This is a genomic window from Paracoccus sp. S-4012, from assembly GCF_009674885.1.
In the GTDB taxonomy this organism is placed as follows: domain Bacteria; phylum Pseudomonadota; class Alphaproteobacteria; order Rhodobacterales; family Rhodobacteraceae; genus Paracoccus.
On record NZ_WKKA01000027.1, the window covers coordinates 1 to 24,286 of the forward strand.

Below are 24,286 nucleotides of genomic sequence, written 5' to 3' on the forward strand. Positions count from 1 at the left end.
TTGAAGTCGCCGAAATACTTCGTGATCGCCGCCGTCAGCGTCGTCTTGCCGTGGTCAACGTGACCGATCGTGCCGATGTTCACATGCGGCTTCGTGCGTTCGAACTTTGCTTTCGCCATCGAAAGGCTCCTTTGTCAGACGGTGCGTGCCAGCACGCACCCTACGGGTTGGGTAGGGTGCGTGGTTTCCCACGCACCGCCGGTCATGCGTATTTCTTCTGGATCTCGTCGGAGATGTTCTGCGGCACGGCTTCGTAATGGTCGAACTGCATCGTGAACACCGCCCGGCCCGAGGACATCGAGCGCAGGTTGTTGATGTAGCCGAACATGTTGGCCAGCGGCACCATCGCGTCGATGACGTTGGCGTTGCCGCGGGTGTCCTGGCCGCGGACCATGCCGCGCCGCGAGGTCAGGTCGCCGATGATGCCGCCGGTGTATTCCTCGGGCGTCACCACCTCGACCTTCATGATCGGCTCCAGCAGCTTGGCGCCGGCCTTCTTCAGGCCCTCGCGCATGGCCGCACGGGAGGCGATCTCGAAGGCCAGCACCGACGAGTCGACGTCGTGGAAGGCGCCGTCGATCAGCGCGACCTTGAAGTCGATCACCGGGAAGCCCGCCAGCGGACCGGAATCCATGACCGACTTGATGCCCTTCTCGACGCCGGGGACGTATTCCTTCGGAACCGCGCCGCCGACGATCTTGCTCTCGAACGAGTAGCCCTCGCCCGGCTCGGTCGGGGTGATGACCAGCTTCACGCGCGCGAACTGGCCGGTGCCGCCGGTCTGCTTCTTGTGCGTGTAGTCGATCTCGGCCTCGTTCGAGATGGTCTCGCGATAGGCCACCTGCGGGGCGCCGATGTTCGCCTCGACCTTGAACTCGCGCTTCATGCGATCGACGAGGATGTCGAGGTGAAGCTCGCCCATGCCCTTCATGATCGTCTGGCCCGACTCGATGTCGGTCTCGACGCGGAAGGAGGGGTCCTCGGCGGCCAAGCGCTGAAGGGCCAGGCCCATCTTCTCCTGGTCAGCCTTCGACTTCGGCTCGACCGCGATCTCGATCACCGGCTGCGGGAAGGTCATGGTCTCGAGGACCACGGGCTTGGCCGGATCGCAGAGCGTGTCGCCGGTCGTGGTCTCCTTCAGCCCCGCGAGCGCGATGATGTCACCCGTGAAAGCCTCGTCGATCTCGGCCCGGCTGGCGGCGTGCATGAGCATCATGCGGCCGACGCGCTCGCGCTTGCCCTTGGTCGCGTTCAGCATCGCGTCGCCCTTCTTGAGGCTCCCCGAATAGATCCGCGTGAAGGTGAGCGAGCCGACGAAGGGGTCGTTCATGATCTTGAAGGCGAGCGCCGAGAAGGGTTCCGCGTCATCAGGCTTGCGCGCGATGCTGCGGGTTTCGGTCTCGTCGTCGGGCGCGAAGCCCATCAGCGGCGGCACGTCGGTCGGCGCCGGCAGGAAGTCGATGACCGCGTTCAGCAGCGGCTGCACGCCCTTGTTCTTGAAGGCGGAACCGGCGGTGACGGGGAAGAACGACAGGCTCAGCGTGCCCTTGCGGATCAGCCGGCGCAGGGTCTCCTCGTCGGGCTCGTTGCCCTCGAGATAGGCTTCCATCGCCTCGTCGTCCTGCTCGACGGCGAGTTCGATCAGCTTGCCGCGCCATTCCTCGGCAAGCTCCTTCATGTCATCGCGGATCGGCTGGCGAATCCAGGAGGCACCGAGGTCCTCGCCCTTCCAGACCCACTCTTCCATCTTGATCAGGTCGACGATGCCCTCGAGGTAGTCCTCGGCGCCGATCGGCAGGGCGATCGGGGCCGGGGTGCCGCCGGTGCGGTCCTTAATCATCTGGACGCATTTGAAGAAGTCGGCGCCGATCTTGTCCATCTTGTTGACGAAGACGAGCCGCGGCACCTTGTAGCGGTCGGCCTGGCGCCAGACCGTCTCGGTCTGCGGCTCGACGCCGGCGTTGGCGTCCAGCAGCGCGATGGCACCGTCGAGGACCGCCAGCGAACGCTCGACCTCGATGGTGAAGTCCACGTGGCCGGGGGTGTCGATGATGTTGAAACGATACTTCGTCTCGGCGGTGCCTTCATTGGTCGGGTCTTCCTGGCGCTGCCAGAAGGTCGTGGTCGCGGCGGACGAAATAGTGATCCCGCGCTCGGCCTCCTGCTCCATGAAGTCCATCGTGGACGCACCCTCGTGGGTTTCGCCCATCTTGTGGTTCTTGCCGGTGTAGAACAGGATCCGCTCGGTCGTCGTGGTCTTGCCCGCGTCGATATGGGCCATGATCCCGAAGTTGCGGTAGTGGTCGAGAGCGTATTCGCGCGCCATCTTCGTCGTCCTTACCAGCGGTAGTGGCTGAACGCCTTGTTGGCGTCGGCCATCTTGTGGGTGTCTTCGCGCTTCTTCACGGCCGAGCCGCGGTTCTGCACTGCGTCCGACAGCTCGCCCGCCAGGCGCTCTTCCATGGTGTGCTCGTTGCGCTTCTTGGCCGCGTCGATCAGCCAGCGGATGCCGAGCGCCTCGCGGCGGACCGGCCGCACCTCGACCGGGACCTGATAGGTGGCGCCGCCGACCCGGCGCGAGCGCACCTCGACCGAGGGCTTCACGTTGTCGAGCGCCTCGTGGAACACCTCGATCGGCTCGCGCTTGAGGCGGGTCTGCACCCGCTCGAGGGCCGAGTAGACGATCCGCTCGGCCGTCGACTTCTTGCCGTCGACCATCAGGTTGTTCATGAATTTCGTCAGGACCCGGTCGCCGAATTTGGCGTCGGGCAGGATTTCGCGCTTCTCGGCGGCGTGGCGGCGGGACATCTCTCAGTTCCTCACTTCGGGCGCTTGGCGCCGTATTTCGACCGGCGCTGACGGCGGTCCTTGACGCCCTGGGTATCCAGCACGCCGCGCAGGATGTGGTAGCGCACGCCCGGAAGGTCCTTGACGCGGCCGCCGCGGATCAGGACCACGCTGTGCTCCTGCAGGTTGTGCTTCTCGCCCGGAATGTAGCTGATGACCTCGAAGCCATTGGTCAGCCGCACCTTGGCGACCTTCCGCATGGCCGAGTTCGGCTTCTTCGGCGTCGTCGTGTAGACGCGCGTGCAGACGCCGCGCTTCTGCGGGCAGGACTGGAGGTGCTGCGACTTCGAGCGCTGCACCTTGGGCTGCCGCGGCTTGCGGATCAGCTGCTGGATCGTCGGCATTCCGGTTTCAACCCCGTGTTGCTTCTTTCGGTCGCCGCGCCCCGGTTGGGCCGGCTCACAATATCGTCGCGGCGCCTGCGCAGGCCGAAAGTCCGGCCGCCACAAACGCCAAAACCGCACCCGCCTCCCGTAGTTGGGGGGGCATGCGGTGGAATTCCAGAGGATCGGGGCACCGGGCCCGGATCGTGACCACATCGGTTCTGGGTCCCGAAGGGGCATCCCGCCGGGGTGCGCGGGCTATAAGGGGAATCGGTGAGGCTGTCAACACCGCGCCTTGGAGTCAGCGCGCCGCTTCGGCGTCGCGCCCGCCGGTCTTTGCCGCACGGTGAAGCGCCCAGCGGCGCAGGCGGAAGCGGTCCCACATCAGCGCGACCTTGTCCTCCGCCGTCTCCCAGTCATAGCCCGGCCCCGCCGCGCCGCTGTCGTTGTCGCCGGTGAGCAACCGGCAGAGCATCGGCGAGTCGGCGAGGCCCAGCGTCGGCACAAGCTCAGCGATGCGCCAGTGCGCGAGATGCACGGCGGTGCGCAGGTCCTCGGGCGGCAGATAGACCACGAGCGCGGCGGACGCGTTGTGGAACACACGCGGCGTCACCTTCAGCCCGCGCGCCGAGGCGCTCAGCAGCAGCCCGCGCATGTAGTCGATCGCCGCGCCGCCATGTTGCGCGCAGGCCGCCTCGACCAGACGGAAGTCGCGCCGCGCCCGCTCGACGAAGTCCACCGCCACGGCGTCGTCGTCATCCATGCGGAAATGCCCGATCACCTCGGCCCCCGCCTTGCGGAACGGACGCACCGCGTGATCACAGGCCGCGAGGTGGTAGTTCATCGGCGGGACCAGCGACAGCTTCAGCTGCGGGATCGTCGCCTCGGCCTCGCGCAGGTGGGTGAGGAACGGCTCGGGCAGGTCGGGCCCGGTCATCACCACGAGGGTGAAGGCGGGATCGGTCTGCGCCCGCAGCGCGGGCAGGGTCACGTTCTCGAACCAGAACCAGCGGCGGGCGAGGCGCTCGGGGTCGTAGAGGAAGGCGCGGCGATCCTCGAGGCGCTCATGTTCGACCTGAAAGCCGCGCAGGCCGAGATAGGAGAAGCGGCAGAGGCCGAGGATCTGGACCTGCATCTAGCGCCCCCTCGCCCGCAGCCGCTGCTCGCGCCAGATCGAATAGACGCCCGCGCCGACGAGCAGCGCGGCGCCGATCCAAGTCGTCAGACGCGGCACCTCGCCGAAGACCGCGAAGCCGAGCGCCATCGCCACCAGAAGCTGCGTGTAGCGGAAGGGCGAGACGAACGAGACCTCGCCCACGCGCATGGCGGCGACCGCCGCGACATAGCCGACCGAGAGGAAGCAGGCCGAGATGGTGAGCGCGCCGACCTCCTCCACCCGCGGCACCCGCCACGCCGCCGCATCGGGCAGCACGAAGGCCGAGAGGGTGACGCCCACGGCCGCGGCGAGGGCCACGGTGCTGGACCGGATGCCCGCGCTTAGCCGCCGCGTCGTGATCTCGCGCGCTACCAGCAGCAGCACCGCCCCCAGGCCGTAGAGCGACCAGACATTGAAGCTGTCGCTGCCCGGCCGCACGATCAGCGCCACGCCGACGAGGCCCACGCCCACCGCCGAAAGCCTGCGCCAGCCGATCCGCTCGCCGAAGACGAGCGCCGCCGCCAGCATCACCAGAAGCGGCAGCGACTGCATGATCGCCGAGAGAGCGCCGAGGGGCATGTGGGTCAGCGCATGGAGGAAGAGCAGGCTCGAGCCAACCTCGGCCAAGAGCCGCACCCCGAAGCGCAGGCGGTCGCCCCGCGGAATGCGCAGGTCGAGGCCGCCGGTCAGCCAGGCAAAGCCCAGCAGCAGCAGCGAGACCATGACGCCGCGGATGGCGATGGCCTCGTAGAGGGGCAGCGTCTCGGCCGCGAACTTGATCCCCGCGTCGTTGCTGGCGAAGGCGGCCATCGACAGGGCCATGATCCCGGCGCCACGGATGTTGTCGGACTGCCCGGTGAGGGGCTGCGCGAGCGGCATGGCATCGGGCTGGCGGGTCATCGGAGGGGTCCGGGAAATCGCGGGGATGCCGGACCGTTAGCCGGGACGGCCAAGGAAGGGAAGCCGCGCGCGAGGTGCCGGTTCGTGCTAGAATACGGCGCGAGGCGAGCGACGGCCATGACGCTCCCCAAGACTGCCATGTCCGAGCGGCCGCCCCGACGATCATGTTGAGGGAGGATGCCGTGGACGACGGAACGACCGAGCGCGTCAGCGCCGAAGGTCTGAAACAGGCGATCGAATCCAGCGACGGCAGGCGGCTGGCCGGTTTTTACGCCGACGACGCCGAATGCGGATCATCGACCGCCAGAACCCGCCGAGCAGTCCCCGTGTGCTGCGCGGGCGCAAGGACATCGCGGCCTACTGGGAGGACGTCAGCTCACGGGCGATGACCCATGCCGTGGATTTTGCCGTGACCGAAGGCGACCGCCTGGCCTTCACCGAGAGCTGCGCCTACCCGGACGGCACCCGCGTCTTCTGCATCGCCGCGCTCGAGCTGAGCGACGGGCGCATCGCCCGGCAGTCGGCGGTGCAGGCCTGGGACGGATAGGGTCGCGCCCGGAAAGCGAAGCGGCCCGCCGGTGAGGGCGGGCCGTTCCAGTCGTCTATCGCGCGATCACTCCTCGGGCGAGGTGATGATCGTGTCCATGTCGGCATCGACCAGCGACTCGACCGTGGGCGAGACCGGCTCGGGCGCGGCGAGGGCGGCCGCGGCGGCGGCCTCGGCCTTGCGCTGCTCGATCACCTCGCTGTCGCGCTCGCCCGCGATCCGGCGGGTCCGCGCGGTCGCCCCGCCGGTGCCGGCCGGGATCAGCCGGCCGACGATGACGTTCTCCTTCAGGCCCACCAGCTTGTCGCGCTTGCCCTGGACGGCAGCCTCGGTCAGCACGCGGGTCGTCTCCTGGAAGGAGGCGGCCGAGATGAAGCTGCGGGTCTGCAGGCTGGCCTTGGTGATGCCCAGCAGCACCGGCTCGCCCGTGGCCGGACGGCCGCCGCGCGCCTCGATCTTGGCGTTCTCCTCGGCGAACTCGTCGCGCTCGACATGCTCGCCCTTCAGCAGCGTCGTGTCGCCGGAATCGAGGATCTCGATCTTCTGCAGCATCTGGCGGACGATCACCTCGATGTGCTTGTCGTTGATCTTCACGCCCTGCAGCCGGTAGACGTCCTGCACCTCGTCGATGAGGTAGTCCGCCAGCGCCTCGATGCCGATGATCCGCAGGATGTCATGGGGGGCAGGGTTGCCATCCATGATGTAGTCGCCCTTGCGGATCTGGTCGCCCTCCTGCACCGGGATGTGCTTGCCTTTGGGAACCATGTACTCGACCGGCTCCACCCCTTCGGCATCGGGCTGGATCGTGATCCGGCGCTTGTTCTTGTAGTCCTTGCCAAACTTCACGGTGCCGTCGATCTCGGCGATGATGGCATGGTCCTTGGGACGGCGCGCCTCGAACAGTTCCGCCACCCGCGGCAGACCGCCGGTGATGTCCTTGGTCTTGGCGCCCTCGCGCGGGATCCGCGCCAGCACGTCGCCCGCGCGCACCTCCTGGCCGTCTTCGACCGAGAGGATCGCGTCCACCGACATCTGGTAGCTGACCGGGTTGCCCTGATCGTTGCGGACCGGCTCGCCTTCGGCATCCATCAGGATGATCTCGGGCTTGAGCTCGTTGCCCTTGGGGGCCGAGCGCCAGTCCGTCACGATCTTCTGCGTCATGCCGGTGGCGTCGTCGGTCTCGTCCCGGACCGAGAGGCCCGAGAGCAGGTCGACATAGCGCACCGTCCCCGCCTTCTCGGCGATGATCGGCAGGGTGTAGGGGTCCCATTCGAACAGCTTCTGCCCGCGGCCGACCTGGTCGCCCTCCTTCACGAAGAGCTTGCTGCCGTAGAACAGCTTGTGGTTCGCCACCGGCTCGCCATGCGCGTTCTTCAGGACCAGCGCCATGTTGCGGCTCATCACGATCGGCTCGCCGGCGGCGTTCTCGATCAGGCTGGTGCCCTCGAACTCGACGGTGCCCTCCTGGTTCGCGGCCATGAAGCTCTGCTGACCGCCGGTCGCGATGCCGCCGATGTGGAAGGTCCGCATCGTCAGCTGCGTGCCCGGCTCGCCGATCGACTGCGCGGCGATGATGCCCACGGCCTCGCCGATGTTGACCAGCGTGCCGCGGGCGAGGTCGCGCCCGTAGCAATGGGCGCAGACGCCGTCCTCGCTCTCGCAGGTGAGCGCCGAGCGGATGCGGACCGACTGCACGCCCGCCTGCTCGATGGCCTCGGCGTGACGCTCGTCGATCAGCTCGTTGCGGGCGATCAGCACCTCGTCCTTGCCGGGCGCCACCACGTCCTCCGCCGCCACGCGGCCGAGGATGCGCTCGGAGAGCGGCGACACGACCTCGCCGTCATTGACCGCGGCCGAGGCGGTGATCGCCGCATCGGTGCCGCAGTCGAGCTCGCGGATGATGCAGTCCTGCGCCACGTCGACCAGACGCCGCGTGAGGTAGCCCGAGTTCGCGGTCTTCAGCGCGGTGTCCGACAGGCCCTTCCGCGCGCCGTGGGTCGAGTTGAAGTACTCGAGCACGCTGAGGCCTTCCTTGAAGTTCGAGATGATCGGCGTCTCGATGATCTCGCCCGAGGGCTTGGCCATCAACCCGCGCATCCCGCCAAGCTGCTTCATCTGGCTGACCGAGCCGCGGGCGCCCGAATGCGCCATCATGTAGACCGAATTAGGCTCCAGCTCGGCACCGTTCTCGTCCTGGTGCTTGGCCGAGATCGTGGCCATCATGGCCTCGGTCACGCGGTCGTTGCACTTCGACCAGGCGTCCACGACCTTGTTGTACTTCTCGCCCTGCGTGATGAGGCCGTCGAGATACTGCTGCTCGAACTCCTTCACCTGCTCGGTGACTTCGCCGACGATGTCCCATTTCGTGTCGGGCACGACCATGTCGTCCTTGCCGAAGCTGATGCCGGCCCGGAACGCCTCGCGGAAGCCGAGGCCCATGATCTTGTCGCTGAAGACCACCGCCTCCTTCTGGCCGCAATAGCGATAGACGGTGTCGATGACGTGCTGCACGTCCTTCTTGCGCAGCAGGCGGTTCACCAGATCGAACGGGGCCTTGGCGTTCAGCGGCAGCAGCGCGCCGAGGCGGATGCGGCCGGCGGTGGTCTCGTAGCGCTTCAGCACCACGTTGCCGTCCTCGTCCACCTGCCGGATGCGGGCGGTGATGCGCGAATGCAGATGCACCTCGCCCGCGGCGATGGCGTGCTCGACCTCCTCGGGATTGGCGAAGACCATCCCCTCGCCCTTCATGCCGTCGCGCTGCATGGTGGCGTAGTAGAGCCCGAGGACCATGTCCTGCGACGGCACGATGATCGGCGAGCCGTTCGCGGGCGACAGAACGTTGTTCGTCGACATCATCAGGACGCGCGCTTCCAGCTGCGCCTCGAGCGACAGAGGCACGTGCACGGCCATCTGGTCGCCGTCGAAGTCGGCGTTGAAGGCCGAGCAGACCAGCGGGTGAAGCTGGATCGCCTTGCCCTCGATCAGCACCGGCTCGAAGGCCTGGATGCCGAGGCGGTGCAGCGTCGGCGCGCGGTTCAGCAGCACCGGATGCTCGCGGATCACCTCGTCGAGAATGTCCCAGACCTCGGGACGCTCCTTCTCGACCAGCTTCTTGGCCTGCTTGACGGTGGTGGAATAGCCCAACGCCTCGAGCCGCGAATAGATGAACGGCTTGAACAGCTCCAGCGCCATCTTCTTCGGCAGCCCGCACTGGTGCAGCTTCAGCTCCGGCCCGGTCACGATGACCGACCGGCCCGAGAAGTCCACGCGCTTGCCGAGCAGGTTCTGGCGGAACCGGCCCTGCTTGCCCTTGAGCATGTCTGACAGCGACTTCAGCGGGCGCTTGTTGTTGCCCGTGATGACGCGGCCGCGGCGGCCGTTGTCGAACAGCGCGTCCACCGACTCCTGCAGCATGCGCTTCTCGTTGCGCACGATGATGTCGGGCGCGCGCAGCTCGATCAGCCGCTTCAGGCGGTTGTTGCGGTTGATGACCCGGCGGTAGAGGTCGTTGAGGTCGGAGGTGGCAAAGCGGCCGCCGTCCAGCGGGACCAGCGGGCGCAGTTCTGGCGGGATGACCGGGATCACGGTCAGCACCATCCACTCGGGCCGGTTGCCCGACTCGAGGAAGTTCTCGACGATCTTCAGCCGCTTGATGATCTTCTTCGGCTTCAGCTCACCGGTGGCCTCCTTGAGGTCCTCGCGCAGCTGGTCAGCGGTCGCCTGCAGGTCGATGGCGGCCAGCATCTCGCGGATCGCCTCGGCGCCGATGTCGGCGGTGAAGGCGTCGGCGCCATACTGGTCCTGCGCGTCGAGGAACTCCTCCTCGGTCAGCAGCTGGCCGTAGGTGAGGTCGGTGAGGCCCGGCTCGATCACGACGTAGTTCTCGAAGTAGAGGATCCGCTCGAGGTCGCGCAGCGTCATGTCCAGCATCAGGCCGATGCGCGACGGCAGCGACTTCAGGAACCAGATATGAGCGACCGGCGAAGCCAGTTCGATATGGCCCATGCGCTCGCGCCGGACCTTCTGCAGCGTCACCTCGACGCCGCATTTCTCGCAGACGAGGCCGCGATACTTCATGCGCTTGTACTTGCCGCACAGGCATTCGTAGTCCTTGATCGGACCGAAGATGCGCGCGCAGAAGAGGCCGTCACGCTCGGGCTTGAACGTGCGGTAGTTGATGGTCTCGGGCTTCTTCACCTCGCCGAAGGACCAGGCGAGGATCTGCTCGGGCGAAGCCAGCGAGATGCGGATCTCGTCGAACTGCTTGGGCGGCGCGACGGGGGCAAACGGGTTGGTGGAGAGTTCCTGGTTCATTTCAGATTCCTTGCAGGGGGCGGGGCGACGGAGGCGGTGCGTGGGGAGCACGCACCCTACGAGGGGTAGGGTGCGCGCCTGCAGGCACCGTTACTCGTCGACCTCCGCGTCCAGCAGTTCCATGTTGAGGCCCAGACCCCGGACCTCTTTGACCAGCACGTTGAACGATTCCGGCACGCCGGCCTCGAAGTTGTCCTCGCCTTTGACGATGCTCTCATAGACCTTGGTGCGGCCCGCGACGTCGTCCGACTTCACCGTCAGCATCTCCTGCAGGGTGTAGGCGGCGCCGTAGGCTTCCAGCGCCCAGACCTCCATCTCGCCCAGCCGCTGGCCGCCGAACTGCGCCTTGCCGCCCAGCGGCTGCTGGGTCACGAGGCTGTAGGGGCCGGTCGAGCGGGCGTGCATCTTGTCGTCGACGAGGTGGTGCAGCTTCAGGACATACTTGAAGCCGACCGTCACCGGCCGCGAGAAGGCCTCGCCGGTGCGACCGTCGAAGACGACCGACTGGCCGCTCTGGTCGAAGCCGGCGCGCTTGAGCGCGTCGTTGATGTCGGCCTCCTTGGCGCCGTCGAAGACCGGCGTGGCGACGGGCACCCCGCCGCGGACCGCCTCGGCATGCTCGACGAGGGTCTCGTCGTCCATGTCCCCGAAGGTCTCGGCGTAGAAGTCGTCGCCATAGCCGATCCGCATGGCGTCGCGCACCGGCGCCATGTCACCCGAGCGGCGGTAGTCCTGCAGCGCCTCGTCGATCTTGATGCCGAGGCCGCGCGCGGCCCAGCCCATATGCGCCTCGAGGATCTGGCCCACGTTCATCCGGCTCGGCACGCCGAGCGGGTTGAGGACGAGGTCGACAGGCGTGCCGTCGGCGAGGAACGGCATGTCCTCCATCGGCACGACCTTGGAGACGACGCCCTTGTTGCCGTGGCGCCCGGCCATCTTGTCGCCGGCCTGCAGCTTGCGCTTCACCGCGACGAAGACCTTGACCATCTTCATCACGCCCGGAGGCAGGTCGTCGCCCTGGCGGACCTTCTCGACCTTGTCCTCGAAGCGGGCCTCGAGGGCCTTCTTCTGCGCGTCGAACCGCTGGTTCAGCGCCTCGACCTCGCGGGCGGTGTCCTCCTCGGCGATGGCGAGCTGCCACCACTGGCCGCGGCTCAGCGTGCCGAGCAGCTCCTCGTTGATCTCCGAGCCGGCCTTGACGCCCTTCGGACCCTTGACCGCCTTCTGGCCGAGGATCAGCGCCTTCAGCCGCGCGTAGATGTTGCGCTCGAGGATCGCCATCTCGTCGTCGCGGTCCCGCGCCAGACGCTCGACCTCCTCGCGCTCGATCTGCAGCGCGCGCTCGTCCTTGTCGACGCCGTGGCGGTTGAAGACCCGGACCTCGACGATGGTGCCATAGGCACCCGGCGGCAGCCGCAGCGAGGTATCCCGCACGTCCGACGCCTTCTCGCCGAAGATGGCGCGGAGCAGCTTCTCCTCCGGCGTCATCGGGCTTTCGCCCTTGGGCGTGATCTTGCCCACGAGGATGTCGCCCGGCCCCACCTCGGCGCCGATATAGACGATGCCCGCCTCGTCGAGGTTGCGCAGCGCCTCCTCGCCCACGTTCGGGATGTCCCGCGTGATCTCCTCCGGCCCGAGCTTGGTGTCCCGCGCCGCCACCTCGTATTCGTCGATATGGATCGAGGTGAACACGTCGTCGCGGTGGATCCGCTCCGAGATCAGGATCGAGTCCTCGTAGTTGTAGCCGTTCCACGGCATGAAGGCGACGACCACGTTGCGGCCGATCGCCAGCTCGCCCTGGTCGGTCGAGGGACCGTCCGCGATCACCTGGCCCTTCTGCACCCGCTCGCCCACCTTCACCAGCGGACGCTGGTTGATGGTCGAGGACTGGTTGGAGCGCTTGAACTTCCGCAGCCGGTAGATGTCCACGCCCGCGTCGCCGGCGTCGAGGTCCGAGGTCGCGCGCACGACGATCCGCTGGGCATCGACCTGGTCGATGACCCCGCCCCGCCGCGCCATGATGGCGGCGCCGGAATCGCGCGCCACGATCGCCTCCATGCCGGTGCCGACATAGGGCGCCTCGGCCCGCAGCAGCGGCACCGCCTGACGCTGCATGTTCGAGCCCATCAGCGCGCGGTTGGCATCGTCGTTCTCGAGGAACGGGATCAGCGCCGCGGCGACCGAGACGAGCTGCTTCGGCGACACGTCGATGAGGTCGATCACGTCCACCGGGTTCAGCGTGAAGTCGCCCGCCTGCCGGGTCGAGATCAGCTCCTGCGTGAAGCGGCCGTTCTCGTCCAGTTCGGCATTCGCCTGCGCGACGGTGTGGCGCATCTCCTCGGTGGCGGAGATGTAGACCACGTCATCCGTCACCTGCCCCTCGATCACCTTGCGGTAGGGGGTCTCGATGAAGCCGTATTTGTTCACGCGTGCGTAGGTCGCCAGCGAGTTGATGAGGCCGATGTTCTGGCCCTCCGGCGTCTCGATCGGGCACATCCGGCCGTAATGGGTCGGGTGCACGTCGCGCACCTCGAAGCCCGCGCGCTCGCGCGTCAGACCGCCCGGCCCGAGGGCCGAGAGGCGGCGCTTGTGCGTCACTTCCGAGAGCGGGTTCGTCTGGTCCATGAACTGCGACAGCTGCGAGGAACCGAAGAACTCGCGCACCGCCGCCGCCGCCGGCTTGGCGTTGATGAGGTCCTGCGGCATCACCGTGTCGATCTCGACCCCGGACATGCGCTCGCGGATCGCCCGCTCCATGCGCAGCAGGCCGATGCGGTACTGGTTCTCCATCAGCTCGCCGACCGAGCGCACCCGGCGGTTGCCGAGGTGGTCGATGTCGTCGATCTCGCCATGCCCGTCGCGCAGTTCCACCAGACCGCGGATGCAGGCCACGATGTCCTCGTGGCGCAGCGTCCGCTGGGTGTCCGGCGCGTCGAGGTCAAGGCGCATGTTCATCTTCACCCGGCCCACGGCCGAGAGGTCGTAGCGCTCGGAATCGAAGAACAGGTTGTTGAAGAGGGTCGAGGCCGCATCGACGGTCGGCGGCTCGCCCGGCCGCATGACGCGGTAGATGTCCATGAGCGCGCCATCGCGGTTCATGTTCTTGTCGGCGGCCATCGTGTTGCGGATGTAGGGGCCGACATTGACATGGTCGATGTCGAGGACCGGGATCTCGGTGATGCCGTTGTCCAGCAGCACCTTCAGCAGCCCGCCCGAAACCTCGCCCTGCTTGTCGTGCTCGAGCGTGATCTCGTCACCGGCCTCGGCATAGATCAGGCCAGTCTCCTCGTTGATGATGTCGCGCGCGACGAAGCGGCCCAGGATCTGCTCGTAGGGCAGCAGCAGGTCGATCTGCTCGCCCGAGTCGATCAGCTTCTTGACCTGGCGCGGCGTCACCTTGTCGCCGGCCTTGGCGATCACCTCGCCGGTTTCGGCGTTCACGAGATCATAGTTCGGCCGCGTGCCGCGCACCCGCTCGGGGAAGAAGCGCGTGACCCAGCCGTCCGCGGCGCCCTTGGCACCCGGCTTCAGCTTGAAATCCACGGTGTCGTAGAAGGCATCCATGATGCCCTCCTGGTCCATGCCGAGGGCATAGAGCAGCGTCGTCACCGGCAGCTTCCGGCGGCGGTCGATGCGCGCGAAGACGAGGTCCTTGGCGTCGAACTCGAAGTCGAGCCACGACCCGCGATAGGGGATGATCCGGCAGGCAAAGAGCAGCTTGCCCGACGAGTGCGTCTTGCCGCGGTCGTGGTCGTAGAACACGCCGGGCGAGCGGTGCATCTGGCTGACGACGACACGCTCGGTCCCGTTCACGATGAACGTGCCGTTCTGCGTCATCAGGGGCATGTCGCCCATGTAGACGTCCTGCTCCTTGATGTCCTTGACCGCGCGGGTGCCCGAGTTCTCGTCCACATCGAACACGATCAGACGCAGCGTCACGCGCAGCGGCGCGGCATAGGTCATGTCGCGCTGCTGGCATTCCTCGACGTCGTATTTCGGCGCCTCGAGCTCGTAGCGGACGAACTCCAGCACGGCGGTCTCGTTGAAGTCCTTGATCGGGAAGACCGACTGGAAGACGCCCTGGATGCCGTCGCCGTCGTTGTGACCCTCGCCCTCGCCCGAGTTGAGGAACAGGTCGTAGGACGACTTCTGCACCTCGATCAGGTTCGGCATCTCGAGGACTTCGCGGATATTGCCGTAGGAGCGCCGGATGCGCTTCTGGCCGACATAAGCTTGCGCCATGGGGTCAATCGCCTTTCGTCAGCGCCGCCGCACACCGTCGGGCCCGGTGCGGGCAGCCAAGACCGGGGTGGTTCCAGGTTCCATGCGTGCCGCCCGTCCCACCGGGGGCTCCCGAACCCGAACCTGCCCTGAAGGCGGCTCCACCAGCCGGAGCAGCCTTCAAGACAGATTCGGCAGGGACCGGGAACGTCCCGGACCCTGCCTCAGGTCATTCAGCGCAGCGCCCCGCGGGGCGGTTGCATCACTTCAGCTCGACCTTGGCGCCAGCCGCCTCGAGCTTCGTCTTGAGCTCCTCGGCATCGGTCTTGTTCGCGCCTTCCTTCACCTTGCCGCCGGCTTCGACCAGGTCCTTGGCCTCTTTCAGGCCGAGACCCGTGATCGCGCGCACTTCCTTGATCACGTTGATCTTGTTGGGGCCGGCTTCGGTCAGGACGACGTCGAACTCGGTCTTCTCCTCGACCGCCTCGGCGGCGGCGCCGCCGGCGGGACCGGCCATCATCACCGCGCCGCCGGCGGCGGGCTCGATGCCGTAGTCGTCCTTGAGGATCGTCTTCAGTTCCTGGGCCTGCAGGAGCGTGAGGTTCACGATCTGCTCGGCGAGTGCTTTCAGGTCAGCCATGTTTCCGTTCTTTCCAGATGTTGTTCCAACGTCGGGTTTTCAACCCCCCATATGGGGGACCCACGACGGGACGGGTTGCCTCAGGCAGCCTCGCGCTCTTCGAGCGTCGAGAGGATGCCCGCGATGTTGCTGGCAGGTGCGCCGATCGCGCCCGCGATGCTGGAGGCCGGGGCACCGATGCACGCCACGACGGAAGCGATGAGCTCCTCGCGCGACGGCAGCTGCGCCACGGCCTTCACACCGGCCGGGTCGAGAGCCGTGTCGCCCATTGCGCCGCCAAGGATCACGAACTTCTCGTTCTTCTTGGCGTACTCGTCCGAGACCTTGGCCGCAGCCACGGGGTCTTCGGAGAAGGCGAGCACGGTCATGCCCGTCAGGTAATCGGCGATCGAAGCCGCCGGCTTACCCTCCAGGGCGATCTTGGCGAGCCTGTTCTTGGCAACGCGGACAGCACCCCCCGCCACGCGCATCTGCGCGCGCAGGGCCTGCATTTCGGCAACCGTCATCCCCTCGTAGCGGGCAACCACCACGACGCCAGAGCTTTCAAAGATCTGGCCGAGTTCCTCGACCACCTGCTCTTTTTGGGCTCTATCCACGGTTCACTCCACGTTCGGGGGTCGCCCCCCGGCTCACTTGTCCCCGCGCCCGGTCTCCAGCCGCGGGGCCGGGTCCGTCTGACAGGTCCCGAGATCGCCCCGGACAGATCGCCCGGAAAGAATGTCTCGCGTCCCCGCCTCGGGAAGGACTTATGCGGCGGCTAGCCCCCGCGCCCTCCGTCTCGGACAGGACGGGGCGGCTGACCGCCCCGCCATCCGCCGAGTCGCCTCGGCGGAATCTCGTTGGCTCAGCCCTGCGTGGCCGAGCCGAGGTCGATCGACACGCCCGGACCCATGGTCGAGCTGATCGAGACCTTCTTCATGTAGGTGCCCTTGGCCCCCGAGGGCTTGGCGCGGCTCACCGCCTCGACGAAGGCGCGGATGTTCTGCGCCAGCTTCTCGGGCTCGAAGCTCGCCTTGCCGACGCCGGCATGGATCACGCCCGCCTTCTCGGCCTTGAACTGCACCTCGCCGCCCTTGGCGGCCTCGACGGCGGATTTCACGTCCATCGTCACGGTGCCGACCTTGGGGTTCGGCATCAGGTTGCGCGGCCCGAGAATCTTCCCGAGGCGGCCGACGAGCGGCATCATGTCGGGCGTGGCGATCACGCGGTCGAAGTTCAGGTTGCCGCCCTGGATGCTCTCGACCAGGTCCTCGGCGCCGACGACTTCGGCCCCGGCGGCCTGCGCCTCCTCGGCCTTGGCGCCGCGGGCGAAGACGGCCACGCGGACGTCCTTGCCGGTACCGTTCGGCAGCTGGACCACGCCGCGGACCATCTGGTCGGCATGGCGCGGGTCGACCCCGAGATTCATCGCGATCTCGACCGTCTCGTCGAACTTCGCGGTGGCGTTCGCCTTCACGAGCGCGATCGCGTCCTCGACCGGCAGATACGCCTTGCCCTCGAACTGCTCGCGCGCGGCGCGGGTGCGTTTTCCGTGCTTTGCCATGTCGCTCAGCCCTTCACTTCGATGCCGATCGACTTGGCCGAGCCGAGCACGATCTGCATGGCCGCGTCGATGTCGGTGGCCGACAGGTCCGCCATCTTCTGTTCCGCGATCTGGCGCACCTGCGCCGCGGTCACGGTCCCGGCCGAGGCGCCACGGCCCGGCTTCTCCGCGCCCCTGGCCCGGTTGCGCTTGCCCTGCGGCTTCAGGCCCGCGGCCTTCTTCAGCAGGAAGGCGGCCGGCGGCGTCTTGGTCTCGAAGGTGAACGACTTGTCCGCGTAATAGGTGATGACCGTGGGCACGGGGCTGCCCTGCTCCATCTCCTGCGTGCGGGCGTTGAACGCCTTGCAGAATTCCATGATGTTGATGCCGCGCTGACCCAGCGCGGGACCGATCGGCGGGGACGGGTTCGCCTGTCCTGCCTTCACCTGCAGCTTGAGGCTGCCGACGACTTTCTTGGCCATCTGGCCTTCTCCTCTGTCATCTGGCCCGGGCTTCGGGCCGACTTAGTGGTGCGGCGGCGCCCGCGGGCCCGCCTCCCACGCGGCACGTCAGGTTTTCGACACCTGCGTGAATTCCAGTTCCACCGGCGTCGGCCGGCCGAAGATCGAGACCGTCACCTTTACGCGGCTGGAGATGTCGTCCACCTCCTCCACCATGCCGGCAAAGCCCTCGAACGGGCCGTCCGTCACCTTCACGTTCTCGCCGACCTCGAAGCGGATCAGGTTCCTCGGCTGCGCCTCGGCGCCCTCGCCGGTGCGGTTGAGGATGGCGTCCACCTCGCCGTCGCGCATCGGCATCGGCTTGCCCTGCGCGCCGAGAAAGCCGGTCACGCGGTTGATCGACTGCACCAGGTGATGGGTCTCGTCGGTCAAATCCATGTGGACGAGGACATAGCCGGGCATGGTGCGCCGCTCGGAGGTGACCTTCTTGCCGCGCCGGATCTCGATCACGTTCTCGGTCGGGACCACGACCTCGTCGATCTCCTCGGTCAGGCCCTTCTCGGCCGCGGCCTGACGGATGGCCTCGGCGACCTTCTTCTCGAAGTTCGAGAGCACGCTGACCGAATACCACCGCTTTGCCATATCGCCTTGCGTCCCGCTTCATCGTCCGGGCGGCCGGCTGGCCCGCGCCCTCAGGTTCCGTGCTGCCCCGCCGCAAAGTGAAAGCGGCGTGCGAACCGAATCGGTGCACGCCGTCGCCGGGCAGGTCGCATGGGGATAGCGGCAGCGCCGCGGCTTTGCAACCCCGCCCGGCCAGCGCCCCTCAGCCGCCCACCGCGCGCACGAGAAAGCCCAGGCCGCCGCGGATCGCCATGTCGACGAGGAAGAAGAACAGCGAGGCCAGCGTCGCCATGATGAGGACCATGATCGTCGTGGTCGTCACCTCACGCCGTCCGGGCCAGCTGATCTTGGCGACCTCAGCCCGGACCTGGCTGATGAACTGGACGGGATTGGTGGCCATGGGATCGGTCCTCGCGCTTGCAGCCGGTCAGATAGCGGGACGGCGGCGGTGATTCAAGGCGCGAGGAACTCGACCCGCGGCAGCGCGCGCAGCGCGGCGATGTCGGCGGCATAGGCCGCGTCGACGCGCGCGCGGGCGCGGCGGCTGAAGAGGTCGAGGCCCGGCTCGCCCGGCCCCTTGGGGCGTTCGGCCTTGGCCGCGCGGGCGAGCGCCGCGTGGTCGGCGCGCGGGTTCAGGAGGAACCGCCGACGGTAAAGGCGATGGCCCGCCTGCGACCAGCCGGGCAGGTCGGGCGCGCGATCCCTGACCAGCGGCGCCGCCTGCGGCCCGATCAGCCGCGCCAGCAGCGCCGGGCGCAGCGCGGCATAATCCTCGTGGCGCCAGGTCACGAGCCTCTCGACGCCCTCCACGGCCAGCAGGCGCCGCGCGAGGTCGGACCAGCTCAACCGCTCCACCGGAAAGCCGCGGAGGAAGCGCGAGAGAAGCGGGACCGCCCCCGTGGTCAGGTGCATGCCATAGGCGGAGGTCACGAAATCGGCGGGGTGGCGGATGCCGAGGAACACCGTCGCCGGATGTCGCTCCGCGAAGCCCATGAGCCGGTCGAGGCGTGCGGCGGCCTGAGGATAGACCGCGCCGGCCTGTCCGAAGAGAAGCGCCGGCGTCATCACCCCGAGGATGTTCTCCTCCGATAGCACCAGCCGCTTGCCGTTGGTCAGCAACCCGGGCAGCCGCTTGCGCCAGAAGACCACGGCCGCATCGCCCTCGTCATGGCCAAGCGCGCGGGCCAGCGTCAGCGGGTGCCCCTCGGCGTCCACGCCATCGCGCGGACGGCGCAGCTCGCTCATGCCGAAGTAGCGGATGCCGCGGCTGCGGATGGCGGCCTGCGCCGCGGCGAGGCTCAGCTGCAGATGCGTGGTGGCGGTCTTGTGCGCGCCGACATGGACATGAAACAGCATCGCGCCGCGGGCCGGAGGGCTGGGAAAGGCGGGCGGCTGGCAGGGGCAGGGGGACTCGAACCCACGACCCTCGGTTTTGGAGACCGATGCTCTACCAACTGAGCTATACCCCTAGGCCGCGCGCCTGATTAGGGCAGAGCGGCGGCGCAATCAAGGGGGATCATGGGGCGGGGTGGTGTCCGCGACGCTCCCCTTCCTTCGCGCGCCACAGCCCCGTCAAGGCCCGCCCTTCCCCCAAAGCGGACGGGTCCGCGCCCGCCCGCCCCACCGGCGGGCGCGTCCGCGCCCACCTTCGTGCGTGCGCGGACCCTCTGTTTCGCTTCGTCATTGTTCCAAGCGGGATTGGGTCACGCGCCCCAATCCCTCCCGCGAAAACGCCGCTACTCCGCCGCATCGTCCAGCGCCAGAAACCCCCGCGACTGCCGCGCCCAGAGCCGTGCATAGATCCCGCCGCGCGCCAGCAGCGCCTCGTGGCTCCCCTCCTCCACGATCCGCCCCGCATCCATTACCACCAGCCGGTCCATCGCCGCGATGGTGCTGAGCCGGTGGGCGATGGCGATCACCGTCTTGCCGCGCATCAGCCGCTCGAGCTGCGCCTGGATCGCGGCCTCCACTTCGCTGTCGAGCGCGCTCGTCGCCTCGTCCAGCACCAGGATCGGCGCGTCCTTCAGCAGCACCCGCGCGATCGCGATCCGCTGCCGCTGCCCGCCCGAGAGCTTCACCCCGCGCTCGCCCACATGGGCGTCATAGCCGCGGCGGCCGGACGAATCGCTCAGGTGGCCGATGAAGTCATGCGCCTCGGCCGAGAGCGCCGCCTGCGCCACGTCGTCATGCCCGGCCTCGGGGCGGCCATAGGCGATGTTCTCGCGCACCGAGCGGTGCAGCAGCGAGGTGTCCTGCGTCACCACCCCGATGGCCTCGCGCAGCGAATCCTGCGTTACATGGGCGATGTCCTGCCCGTCGATCAGGATCCGCCCGCCGTCGAGGTCGTGGAAGCGCAGCAGCAGGTTCACCAGCGTGGACTTGCCTGCGCCCGAGCGCCCGACCAGCCCGATCCGCTCGCCCGGCCGGATCGCGAGGCTCAACCCGTCGATCACCGCATCGCCCCCGGTCCGACCGGCGCCGGCATAGGCGAAGGTCACGTCCCGGAACTCGACCTCGCCACGGTCGGCCCTCAGCGGCACGGCGCCGTGCGCATCGTCCACCGTGCGCGGCAGCGACAGGCTGGCGATGCCGTCGCGCACGGTGCCGATGTTCTCGAACAGCGCCGACATCTCCCAGGTGATCCAGTGGCTCATGCCGTTAAACCGCATCGCGAGCGGCACCGCCGCCGCGACCGCGCCAAGCTCGACCAGCCCGCGCTGCCAGAGCCAGATGCCCGCCCCCACGGTCCCCGCCAGCAGCGCCATGTTCAGCAGGTTGAGCGAGAAGTTCAGGATCGTGATGATCCGCATCTGCCCGTGGACGGTCTGCAGGAAGCCGTCCATGCCCGCCTGCACATAGCCCTCCTCGCGCCTTGCATGGCTGAAGAGCTTGACCGTGGCGATGTTGGTGTAGCTGTCCACGATCCGCCCGGTCATGACCGAGCGCGCATCCGCCTGAAGCTGCGACAGGCGGCCCAGCCGCGGGATCAGCACCCACAGCAGCACCCCGTAGAGGACACCCCACATCAGGAACGGCAGCGCCAGCCGCCAGTCGTTGCTGGCGGCGAGGATCACGGCGCCGATGAAATAGACGACGACATAGACCAGCACGTCCATCAGCTTCATCACCACCTCGCGCACCGCGAGGGCGGTCTGCATCAGCTTGGTGGCGATGCGGCCGGCGAACTCGTCCTGGAAGAAGCCCATCGACTGGCGCAGCAGGTAGCGATGCGCCTGCCAGCGGATGCGCTGCGGGAAGTTGCCGATCAGGGTCTGGTGCATGACCAGCTCGGTCAGCAGGTCCACCGCGGGCAGGATGACGAGGACCAGCAGCCCCGCGAGGAGCAGCATCCGCCCCTCGGCGGCGAGGAAGCCCTCGGGTCCGGCCGAGGCCATGCGGTCCACGAGGCTGCCGAGATAGCCGAAGAGCCAGATCTCGGCGATGGCGAAGAAGGCCGAGGTGACGCCCATCAGGATCAACCAGGGCCAGGCGCCGCGGCTGTAATGCAGGCAGAAGGCCACCAGCCCGCGCGGCGGCGTCGAGGGCTCGGCCGCGGGATAGGGATCGAGGCGGGTCTCGAACCACCGGAACATGGGGCCTCCAGTCGGACGCGAGGTCAGCCGCAGCGGGCCCGGAAAGTCAACGGTTCGGGAACCTCGCGCGCGGGGCGGCGGTTCGGATCGGGGGCCTGTCCCCGCCCGGAGGATGGAGGCGCAAGCGATGGCGATCAAGAACCTCAAGGATCTGTATTTCGACGGCATCAAGGACCTTTACAGCGCCTGCAAGCAGGCGATCCCCGTCACCGAGGAGATGGCCGCGGCGGCCCAGAACAGCCAACTGCGCGATGCGCTCAAGGCCAGTGTCGCGGGCACGCGCAAGGGCATGGAGGCGATGGAGCGGATCGCCCGCGGCCACGGCCAGAACCCGGCAGGGGAGCATTGCCGCGGCATGGAGGGCCTCGCCGAAGAGGCGCGCAGCCATGCACTTCAGGCCGAGTTCGCGGACGAGGAGACCCAGGACGCAGCGATCATCGCGCAGTATCAGCGCCTCGCCCATTACGCGATCACCGGCTACGGCACGCTGAAGGCCTTTGCCGAGCGGCTCGGCTTCAAGGAGGATGCGCGGGTTCTGGATGAGTGCACCGCCCACACCTACGAGGGCGACGCGCGGATGACGACGATCGCCGTCCGCGGCGGGGTCAACAAGGCGGCGATGGACTGAAGAACGGGCGGCAGGTCGGGCCGCCGCCAGTTCCCGCCTTAGCCGGTGCCGCTGCCGCCGGTGGCGGCATACGTCTCGCCGGTGATGTAGCTGGCTTCGTCGCTGGCCAGCAGGACGTAGATCGGCGCGATCTCGACCGGCTGCCCGGCGCGGCCGAGCGGGCTGTCGGCCCCAAACTGCGGCAGATCCTCCTTCGGTTGCCCGCCCGAGACCTGGATCGGGGTCCAGAACGGCCCCGGCGCCACCGCGTTGACGCGGATTCCCCTGGGCGCCAGCTGCTTGGCCAGCCCCTGGGCGAAGGCCTTGTTGGCCGCCTTGGTCTGCGCGTAGTCCAGCAGCTCCTTCGACGGCGAGAAGGCGTTGATCGACGAGGTGATGATGATCGACGCGCCCTTCTGCAGCTTTGGCAGGATCTGCTGCGTGATCCAGAAATGCGCGTAGACATTGGTCTTCATGGTGTCGTCGAACTGCTTCGAGGTGATGTCCTCGATGGATTTCTGCGCCTGCTGGAGGCCGGCATTCAGCACCAGCACCTCCAGCCCGCCGAGTGCCTTGACGGCGTCATCGGCCATCTTCCGGGCGGTCTGCTCGTCCGTGAGGTCGCCGGGCAGGGCCACGGCCTTGCGGCCCTCGGCCTCGATCAGCTTGACGACAGACTTCGCGTCCTCCTCGTCATTCGGGTGATAGGCGATCGCCACATCCGCGCCCTCTCGGGCGAAGGCGATGGCGGCGGCGCGGCCGATGCCGCTGTCGCCCCCGGTGATCAGCGCGCGCTTGCCCTTGAGGCGACCGTTGCCCTTGTAGCTCGTCTCGCCGTGGTCGGGCCGCGGGTCCATCTTCTCCGCCAGCCCCGGCCACGACTGCTGCTTGTCCGAATAGGGGTTGAGCGGCAGGTCGGGGTTCTCGATCGCGCCCGAGCGATACGGGGGTTTGACGGGATCGGTCTTGTCCTGGGACATGATGGGGCCTTTCGGGAGGGTTCGGTGGTCCGAACGCGGCGCGGGCGGAGGCGTTCCGAGGGCGCAACGGATGTTGTGGCGTGATTGGCAGGTGGCAGGCTGGTCGCGACGCAGGGCAGCGTCCGCCCTGGTGGACGCGAAGGGTCCGCCGTGGGGAGGGCGGACGCTGACCGATCCGCGGGGCGGATCGGTCCTCCTGCGGCTGACGGCGCGCGCAAATGGGCACAGGGTCCCATTTGCGGACGCGGGAGGGTGACGGGCGCAGGATGCGTCCCTCGGACGCCTCCCGTTCTCACCCGTAGAGGTTCTGCACCCCCACCTCCTGATGGATGCGGTTCACCGCCTGCCGCTCCAGCCCCATCGCCTCGGCAAGGTCGTGCAGATACTGCGCCTCGCGCTCGTCATCGAAATCCATCGCCATCAGCGACATCAGATAGACCTGCGCTTCGAGCCCTTTGGGCACCTCGCGGGCGAGCGCGCGGGGATCGACCGGCGCGGCCATCTGCTCGCGGATGAACTGCTGCTCGTCGGCGTCGATATCGCCGAGCTGTCCCAGCAGCCGCTGCCGCTCCTGCTCGTCGATGCGGCCGTCCGCCTTCGCGGACTGGATCATCGCCTTCAGCATCAGCCCGGCGACGGCGTTCTGCTCGGGCGTGGGCGCGACCTCGGGCTCGTCCTGCCGGACCAGCGCATCGTTGAAGACCTCGCCGAAGGTGGCGTCGTTGCGCGGCTGCGCGCCGTGCTGCGCCAGGGCACCGCCGTCGCTCGAGCGCGCGCGCCCGCCCAGAAGATCGCCCAGCACGCCGCCGAGCCCCCCGGCCGCCGCGCCCCCGGCCAGCCCGCCGAGGATCGAATCGAGGCCGCCGCCGCTGCCGCCGGTGCGCGAACCGCTGCCCGACCCCCGCGTCAGATTGTCGAGGATGCCGCCCAGACCGCCCGAGGCGCCCTGCGAGTTCGGCCCGCCATAGCGCCGCCCCGTCCCCGCGCTGCCGCCCGTATGCCCGCCCAGCACCTGACCCAGCATGCCGCCAAGGACGCCCTGCCCGCTGCCGCCGCTGCGCGACTGGCCGGACTGGTTCAGCAGATCGCCAAGGATCCCGCCACCGGTGGTCCGCCTCATGCGACCCTGCTGGCCCGGCGCATCCTGCCGCTGGCGGTTCTCCATCATCGTGCCGATGCCCTTGGCGAGCATGACGCCGGCGGCCACGCGGGCGAGTGTCTTCATCATGCTGCTCATCGGCGAAATCTCCTGATCCTGCGCCGGGCGTTGCCCCGGCATCTCTCGGCCCCGCAACGCGAAATCGGCGGCGCCAGTTCCGCCGGCGTGGTCCCGCCGCGGCCTTGATTTCCCCATGCCCCGCCGTTAGATCGCCGCCGTTGATCAAGGGGCCGGAGAACCCCGGAGCCCGCCCACCCGACCCGCCCGGAGGCCCTCATGGCGAAAGCAAAGTTCGAACGCACGAAGCCGCATGTGAACATCGGCACGATCGGTCACGTTGACCACGGCAAGACGACGCTGACGGCGGCGATCACGAAGTATTTCGGCGACTTCAA

General features: G+C 68.0%; 21 protein-coding genes and 1 tRNA gene. 3 read left to right on the forward strand and 19 right to left on the reverse strand.

Annotated elements, in window-relative coordinates:
- From GI374_RS17935 to GI374_RS17960, 6 genes are all read right to left on the reverse strand, one after another.
- Positions 1–119 (reverse strand): GTP-binding protein (locus tag GI374_RS17935; protein ID WP_154338388.1); only part of this gene is annotated, 119 nt, incomplete at its 3' end.
- Positions 120–202: 83 nt separating this feature from the next.
- A complete protein-coding gene (gene fusA, locus GI374_RS17940; protein WP_154338389.1) occupies positions 203–2,326 on the reverse strand; it encodes an elongation factor G in 2,124 nt (707 codons plus the stop codon).
- Positions 2,327–2,337: 11 nt separating this feature from the next.
- The gene (gene rpsG, locus GI374_RS17945) at positions 2,338–2,808 is read right to left on the reverse strand and encodes a 30S ribosomal protein S7 (RefSeq protein ID WP_154338390.1); all 471 of its coding nucleotides are present in this window, start codon (positions 2,806–2,808) and stop codon (positions 2,338–2,340) included.
- 11 nt (positions 2,809–2,819) lie between these two features.
- Positions 2,820–3,191 (reverse strand): 30S ribosomal protein S12, encoded by a 372-nt coding sequence (gene rpsL, locus GI374_RS17950; RefSeq protein ID WP_010399029.1) that lies wholly within the window; start codon positions 3,189–3,191, stop codon positions 2,820–2,822.
- Positions 3,192–3,471: 280 nt separating this feature from the next.
- Positions 3,472–4,305 (reverse strand): glycosyltransferase, encoded by an 834-nt coding sequence (locus GI374_RS17955; protein WP_154338391.1) that lies wholly within the window; start codon positions 4,303–4,305, stop codon positions 3,472–3,474.
- The gene (locus GI374_RS17960) at positions 4,306–5,226 is read right to left on the reverse strand and encodes a DMT family transporter (protein ID WP_229583558.1); all 921 of its coding nucleotides are present in this window, start codon (positions 5,224–5,226) and stop codon (positions 4,306–4,308) included.
- 286 nt (positions 5,227–5,512) lie between these two features.
- Here GI374_RS17960 and GI374_RS17965 point away from each other — a divergent pair, with 286 nt between their 5' ends.
- Positions 5,513–5,773, forward strand: a complete 261-nt coding sequence (locus GI374_RS17965) for a nuclear transport factor 2 family protein (protein WP_229583560.1) — start codon at positions 5,513–5,515, stop codon at positions 5,771–5,773.
- A 66-nt stretch (positions 5,774–5,839) separates the two neighbouring features.
- Here the strand turns inward: GI374_RS17965 and rpoC are convergent, their stop codons facing one another.
- From rpoC to GI374_RS18020, 11 genes are all read right to left on the reverse strand, one after another.
- The gene (rpoC, locus tag GI374_RS17970; RefSeq protein WP_154338392.1) at positions 5,840–10,087 is read right to left on the reverse strand and encodes a DNA-directed RNA polymerase subunit beta'; all 4,248 of its coding nucleotides are present in this window, start codon (positions 10,085–10,087) and stop codon (positions 5,840–5,842) included.
- Between the two features lie 90 nt (positions 10,088–10,177).
- Positions 10,178–14,329: a DNA-directed RNA polymerase subunit beta gene (gene rpoB, locus GI374_RS17975; protein WP_154338393.1), complete on the reverse strand. Its 4,152-nt coding sequence runs from the start codon at positions 14,327–14,329 to the stop codon at positions 10,178–10,180.
- 241 nt (positions 14,330–14,570) lie between these two features.
- Positions 14,571–14,948: a 50S ribosomal protein L7/L12 gene (gene rplL, locus GI374_RS17980; protein ID WP_154338394.1), complete on the reverse strand. Its 378-nt coding sequence runs from the start codon at positions 14,946–14,948 to the stop codon at positions 14,571–14,573.
- 80 nt (positions 14,949–15,028) lie between these two features.
- Positions 15,029–15,544, reverse strand: coding sequence for a 50S ribosomal protein L10 (gene rplJ, locus GI374_RS17985; RefSeq protein WP_370515464.1), 516 nt, complete (start codon positions 15,542–15,544; stop codon positions 15,029–15,031).
- Between the two features lie 248 nt (positions 15,545–15,792).
- Positions 15,793–16,491, reverse strand: coding sequence for a 50S ribosomal protein L1 (gene rplA / locus GI374_RS17990; RefSeq protein WP_154338395.1), 699 nt, complete (start codon positions 16,489–16,491; stop codon positions 15,793–15,795).
- Between the two features lie 5 nt (positions 16,492–16,496).
- Positions 16,497–16,952 carry a 50S ribosomal protein L11 gene (gene rplK, locus GI374_RS17995; RefSeq protein ID WP_154338396.1) on the reverse strand — a complete coding sequence of 152 codons (456 nt, stop codon included), beginning with the start codon at positions 16,950–16,952 and terminating at the stop codon, positions 16,497–16,499.
- A gap of 87 nt (positions 16,953–17,039) precedes the next feature.
- On the reverse strand, positions 17,040–17,573 hold the full coding sequence (gene nusG / locus GI374_RS18000) for a transcription termination/antitermination protein NusG (protein ID WP_154338397.1): 534 nt from the start codon (positions 17,571–17,573) through the stop codon (positions 17,040–17,042).
- Positions 17,574–17,754: 181 nt separating this feature from the next.
- Complete coding sequence (secE, locus tag GI374_RS18005) at positions 17,755–17,952, reverse strand: preprotein translocase subunit SecE (RefSeq protein WP_154338398.1); 198 nt, start codon at positions 17,950–17,952, stop codon at positions 17,755–17,757.
- Between the two features lie 53 nt (positions 17,953–18,005).
- The gene (locus tag GI374_RS18010) at positions 18,006–18,908 is read right to left on the reverse strand and encodes a hypothetical protein (protein ID WP_154338399.1); all 903 of its coding nucleotides are present in this window, start codon (positions 18,906–18,908) and stop codon (positions 18,006–18,008) included.
- A 37-nt stretch (positions 18,909–18,945) separates the two neighbouring features.
- Positions 18,946–19,021 (reverse strand) — tRNA-Trp (locus GI374_RS18015).
- 267 nt (positions 19,022–19,288) lie between these two features.
- Entirely contained in the window at positions 19,289–21,145 is a 1,857-nt protein-coding gene (locus tag GI374_RS18020) for an ABC transporter ATP-binding protein (RefSeq protein WP_154338400.1), read from the reverse strand.
- A 127-nt stretch (positions 21,146–21,272) separates the two neighbouring features.
- Between GI374_RS18020 and GI374_RS18025 the strand changes: the two genes are divergently transcribed.
- Positions 21,273–21,773 (forward strand): DUF892 family protein, encoded by a 501-nt coding sequence (locus GI374_RS18025; RefSeq protein WP_154338401.1) that lies wholly within the window; start codon positions 21,273–21,275, stop codon positions 21,771–21,773.
- Positions 21,774–21,811: 38 nt separating this feature from the next.
- On the opposite strand, the gene GI374_RS18030 is transcribed toward GI374_RS18025, so the two are convergent.
- Both GI374_RS18030 and GI374_RS18035 read right to left on the reverse strand, forming a co-directional pair.
- The gene (locus GI374_RS18030) at positions 21,812–22,732 is read right to left on the reverse strand and encodes an SDR family oxidoreductase (protein ID WP_154338402.1); all 921 of its coding nucleotides are present in this window, start codon (positions 22,730–22,732) and stop codon (positions 21,812–21,814) included.
- Positions 22,733–23,024: 292 nt separating this feature from the next.
- Positions 23,025–23,969, reverse strand: a complete 945-nt coding sequence (locus GI374_RS18035) for a tellurite resistance TerB family protein (RefSeq protein ID WP_154338403.1) — start codon at positions 23,967–23,969, stop codon at positions 23,025–23,027.
- A 198-nt stretch (positions 23,970–24,167) separates the two neighbouring features.
- On the opposite strand from GI374_RS18035, the gene GI374_RS18040 reads away from it, so the two are divergent.
- A partial coding sequence (locus tag GI374_RS18040; RefSeq protein WP_154338388.1) for a GTP-binding protein occupies positions 24,168–24,286 on the forward strand: 119 nt, incomplete at its 3' end.

Excerpts from the sequence above, each read along its gene's own strand:
- fusA (WP_154338389.1), bottom strand. The coding sequence starts at position 2,326 with ATGGCGCGCGAATACGCTCTCGACCACTACCGCAACTTCGGGATCATG.
- rpsG (WP_154338390.1), bottom strand. The coding sequence starts at position 2,808 with ATGTCCCGCCGCCACGCCGCCGAGAAGCGCGAAATCCTGCCCGACGCC.
- rpsL (WP_010399029.1), bottom strand. The coding sequence starts at position 3,191 with ATGCCGACGATCCAGCAGCTGATCCGCAAGCCGCGGCAGCCCAAGGTG.
- GI374_RS17955 (WP_154338391.1), bottom strand. The coding sequence starts at position 4,305 with ATGCAGGTCCAGATCCTCGGCCTCTGCCGCTTCTCCTATCTCGGCCTG.
- GI374_RS17960 (WP_229583558.1), bottom strand. The coding sequence starts at position 5,226 with ATGACCCGCCAGCCCGATGCCATGCCGCTCGCGCAGCCCCTCACCGGG.
- GI374_RS17965 (WP_229583560.1), top strand. The coding sequence starts at position 5,513 with ATGCGGATCATCGACCGCCAGAACCCGCCGAGCAGTCCCCGTGTGCTG.
- rpoC (WP_154338392.1), bottom strand. The coding sequence starts at position 10,087 with ATGAACCAGGAACTCTCCACCAACCCGTTTGCCCCCGTCGCGCCGCCC.
- rpoB (WP_154338393.1), bottom strand. The coding sequence starts at position 14,329 with ATGGCGCAAGCTTATGTCGGCCAGAAGCGCATCCGGCGCTCCTACGGC.
- rplL (WP_154338394.1), bottom strand. The coding sequence starts at position 14,948 with ATGGCTGACCTGAAAGCACTCGCCGAGCAGATCGTGAACCTCACGCTC.
- rplA (WP_154338395.1), bottom strand. The coding sequence starts at position 16,491 with ATGGCAAAGCACGGAAAACGCACCCGCGCCGCGCGCGAGCAGTTCGAG.
- rplK (WP_154338396.1), bottom strand. The coding sequence starts at position 16,952 with ATGGCCAAGAAAGTCGTCGGCAGCCTCAAGCTGCAGGTGAAGGCAGGA.
- nusG (WP_154338397.1), bottom strand. The coding sequence starts at position 17,573 with ATGGCAAAGCGGTGGTATTCGGTCAGCGTGCTCTCGAACTTCGAGAAG.
- secE (WP_154338398.1), bottom strand. The coding sequence starts at position 17,952 with ATGGCCACCAATCCCGTCCAGTTCATCAGCCAGGTCCGGGCTGAGGTC.
- GI374_RS18010 (WP_154338399.1), bottom strand. The coding sequence starts at position 18,908 with ATGCTGTTTCATGTCCATGTCGGCGCGCACAAGACCGCCACCACGCAT.
- GI374_RS18020 (WP_154338400.1), bottom strand. The coding sequence starts at position 21,145 with ATGTTCCGGTGGTTCGAGACCCGCCTCGATCCCTATCCCGCGGCCGAG.
- GI374_RS18025 (WP_154338401.1), top strand. The coding sequence starts at position 21,273 with ATGGCGATCAAGAACCTCAAGGATCTGTATTTCGACGGCATCAAGGAC.
- GI374_RS18030 (WP_154338402.1), bottom strand. The coding sequence starts at position 22,732 with ATGTCCCAGGACAAGACCGATCCCGTCAAACCCCCGTATCGCTCGGGC.
- GI374_RS18035 (WP_154338403.1), bottom strand. The coding sequence starts at position 23,969 with ATGAGCAGCATGATGAAGACACTCGCCCGCGTGGCCGCCGGCGTCATG.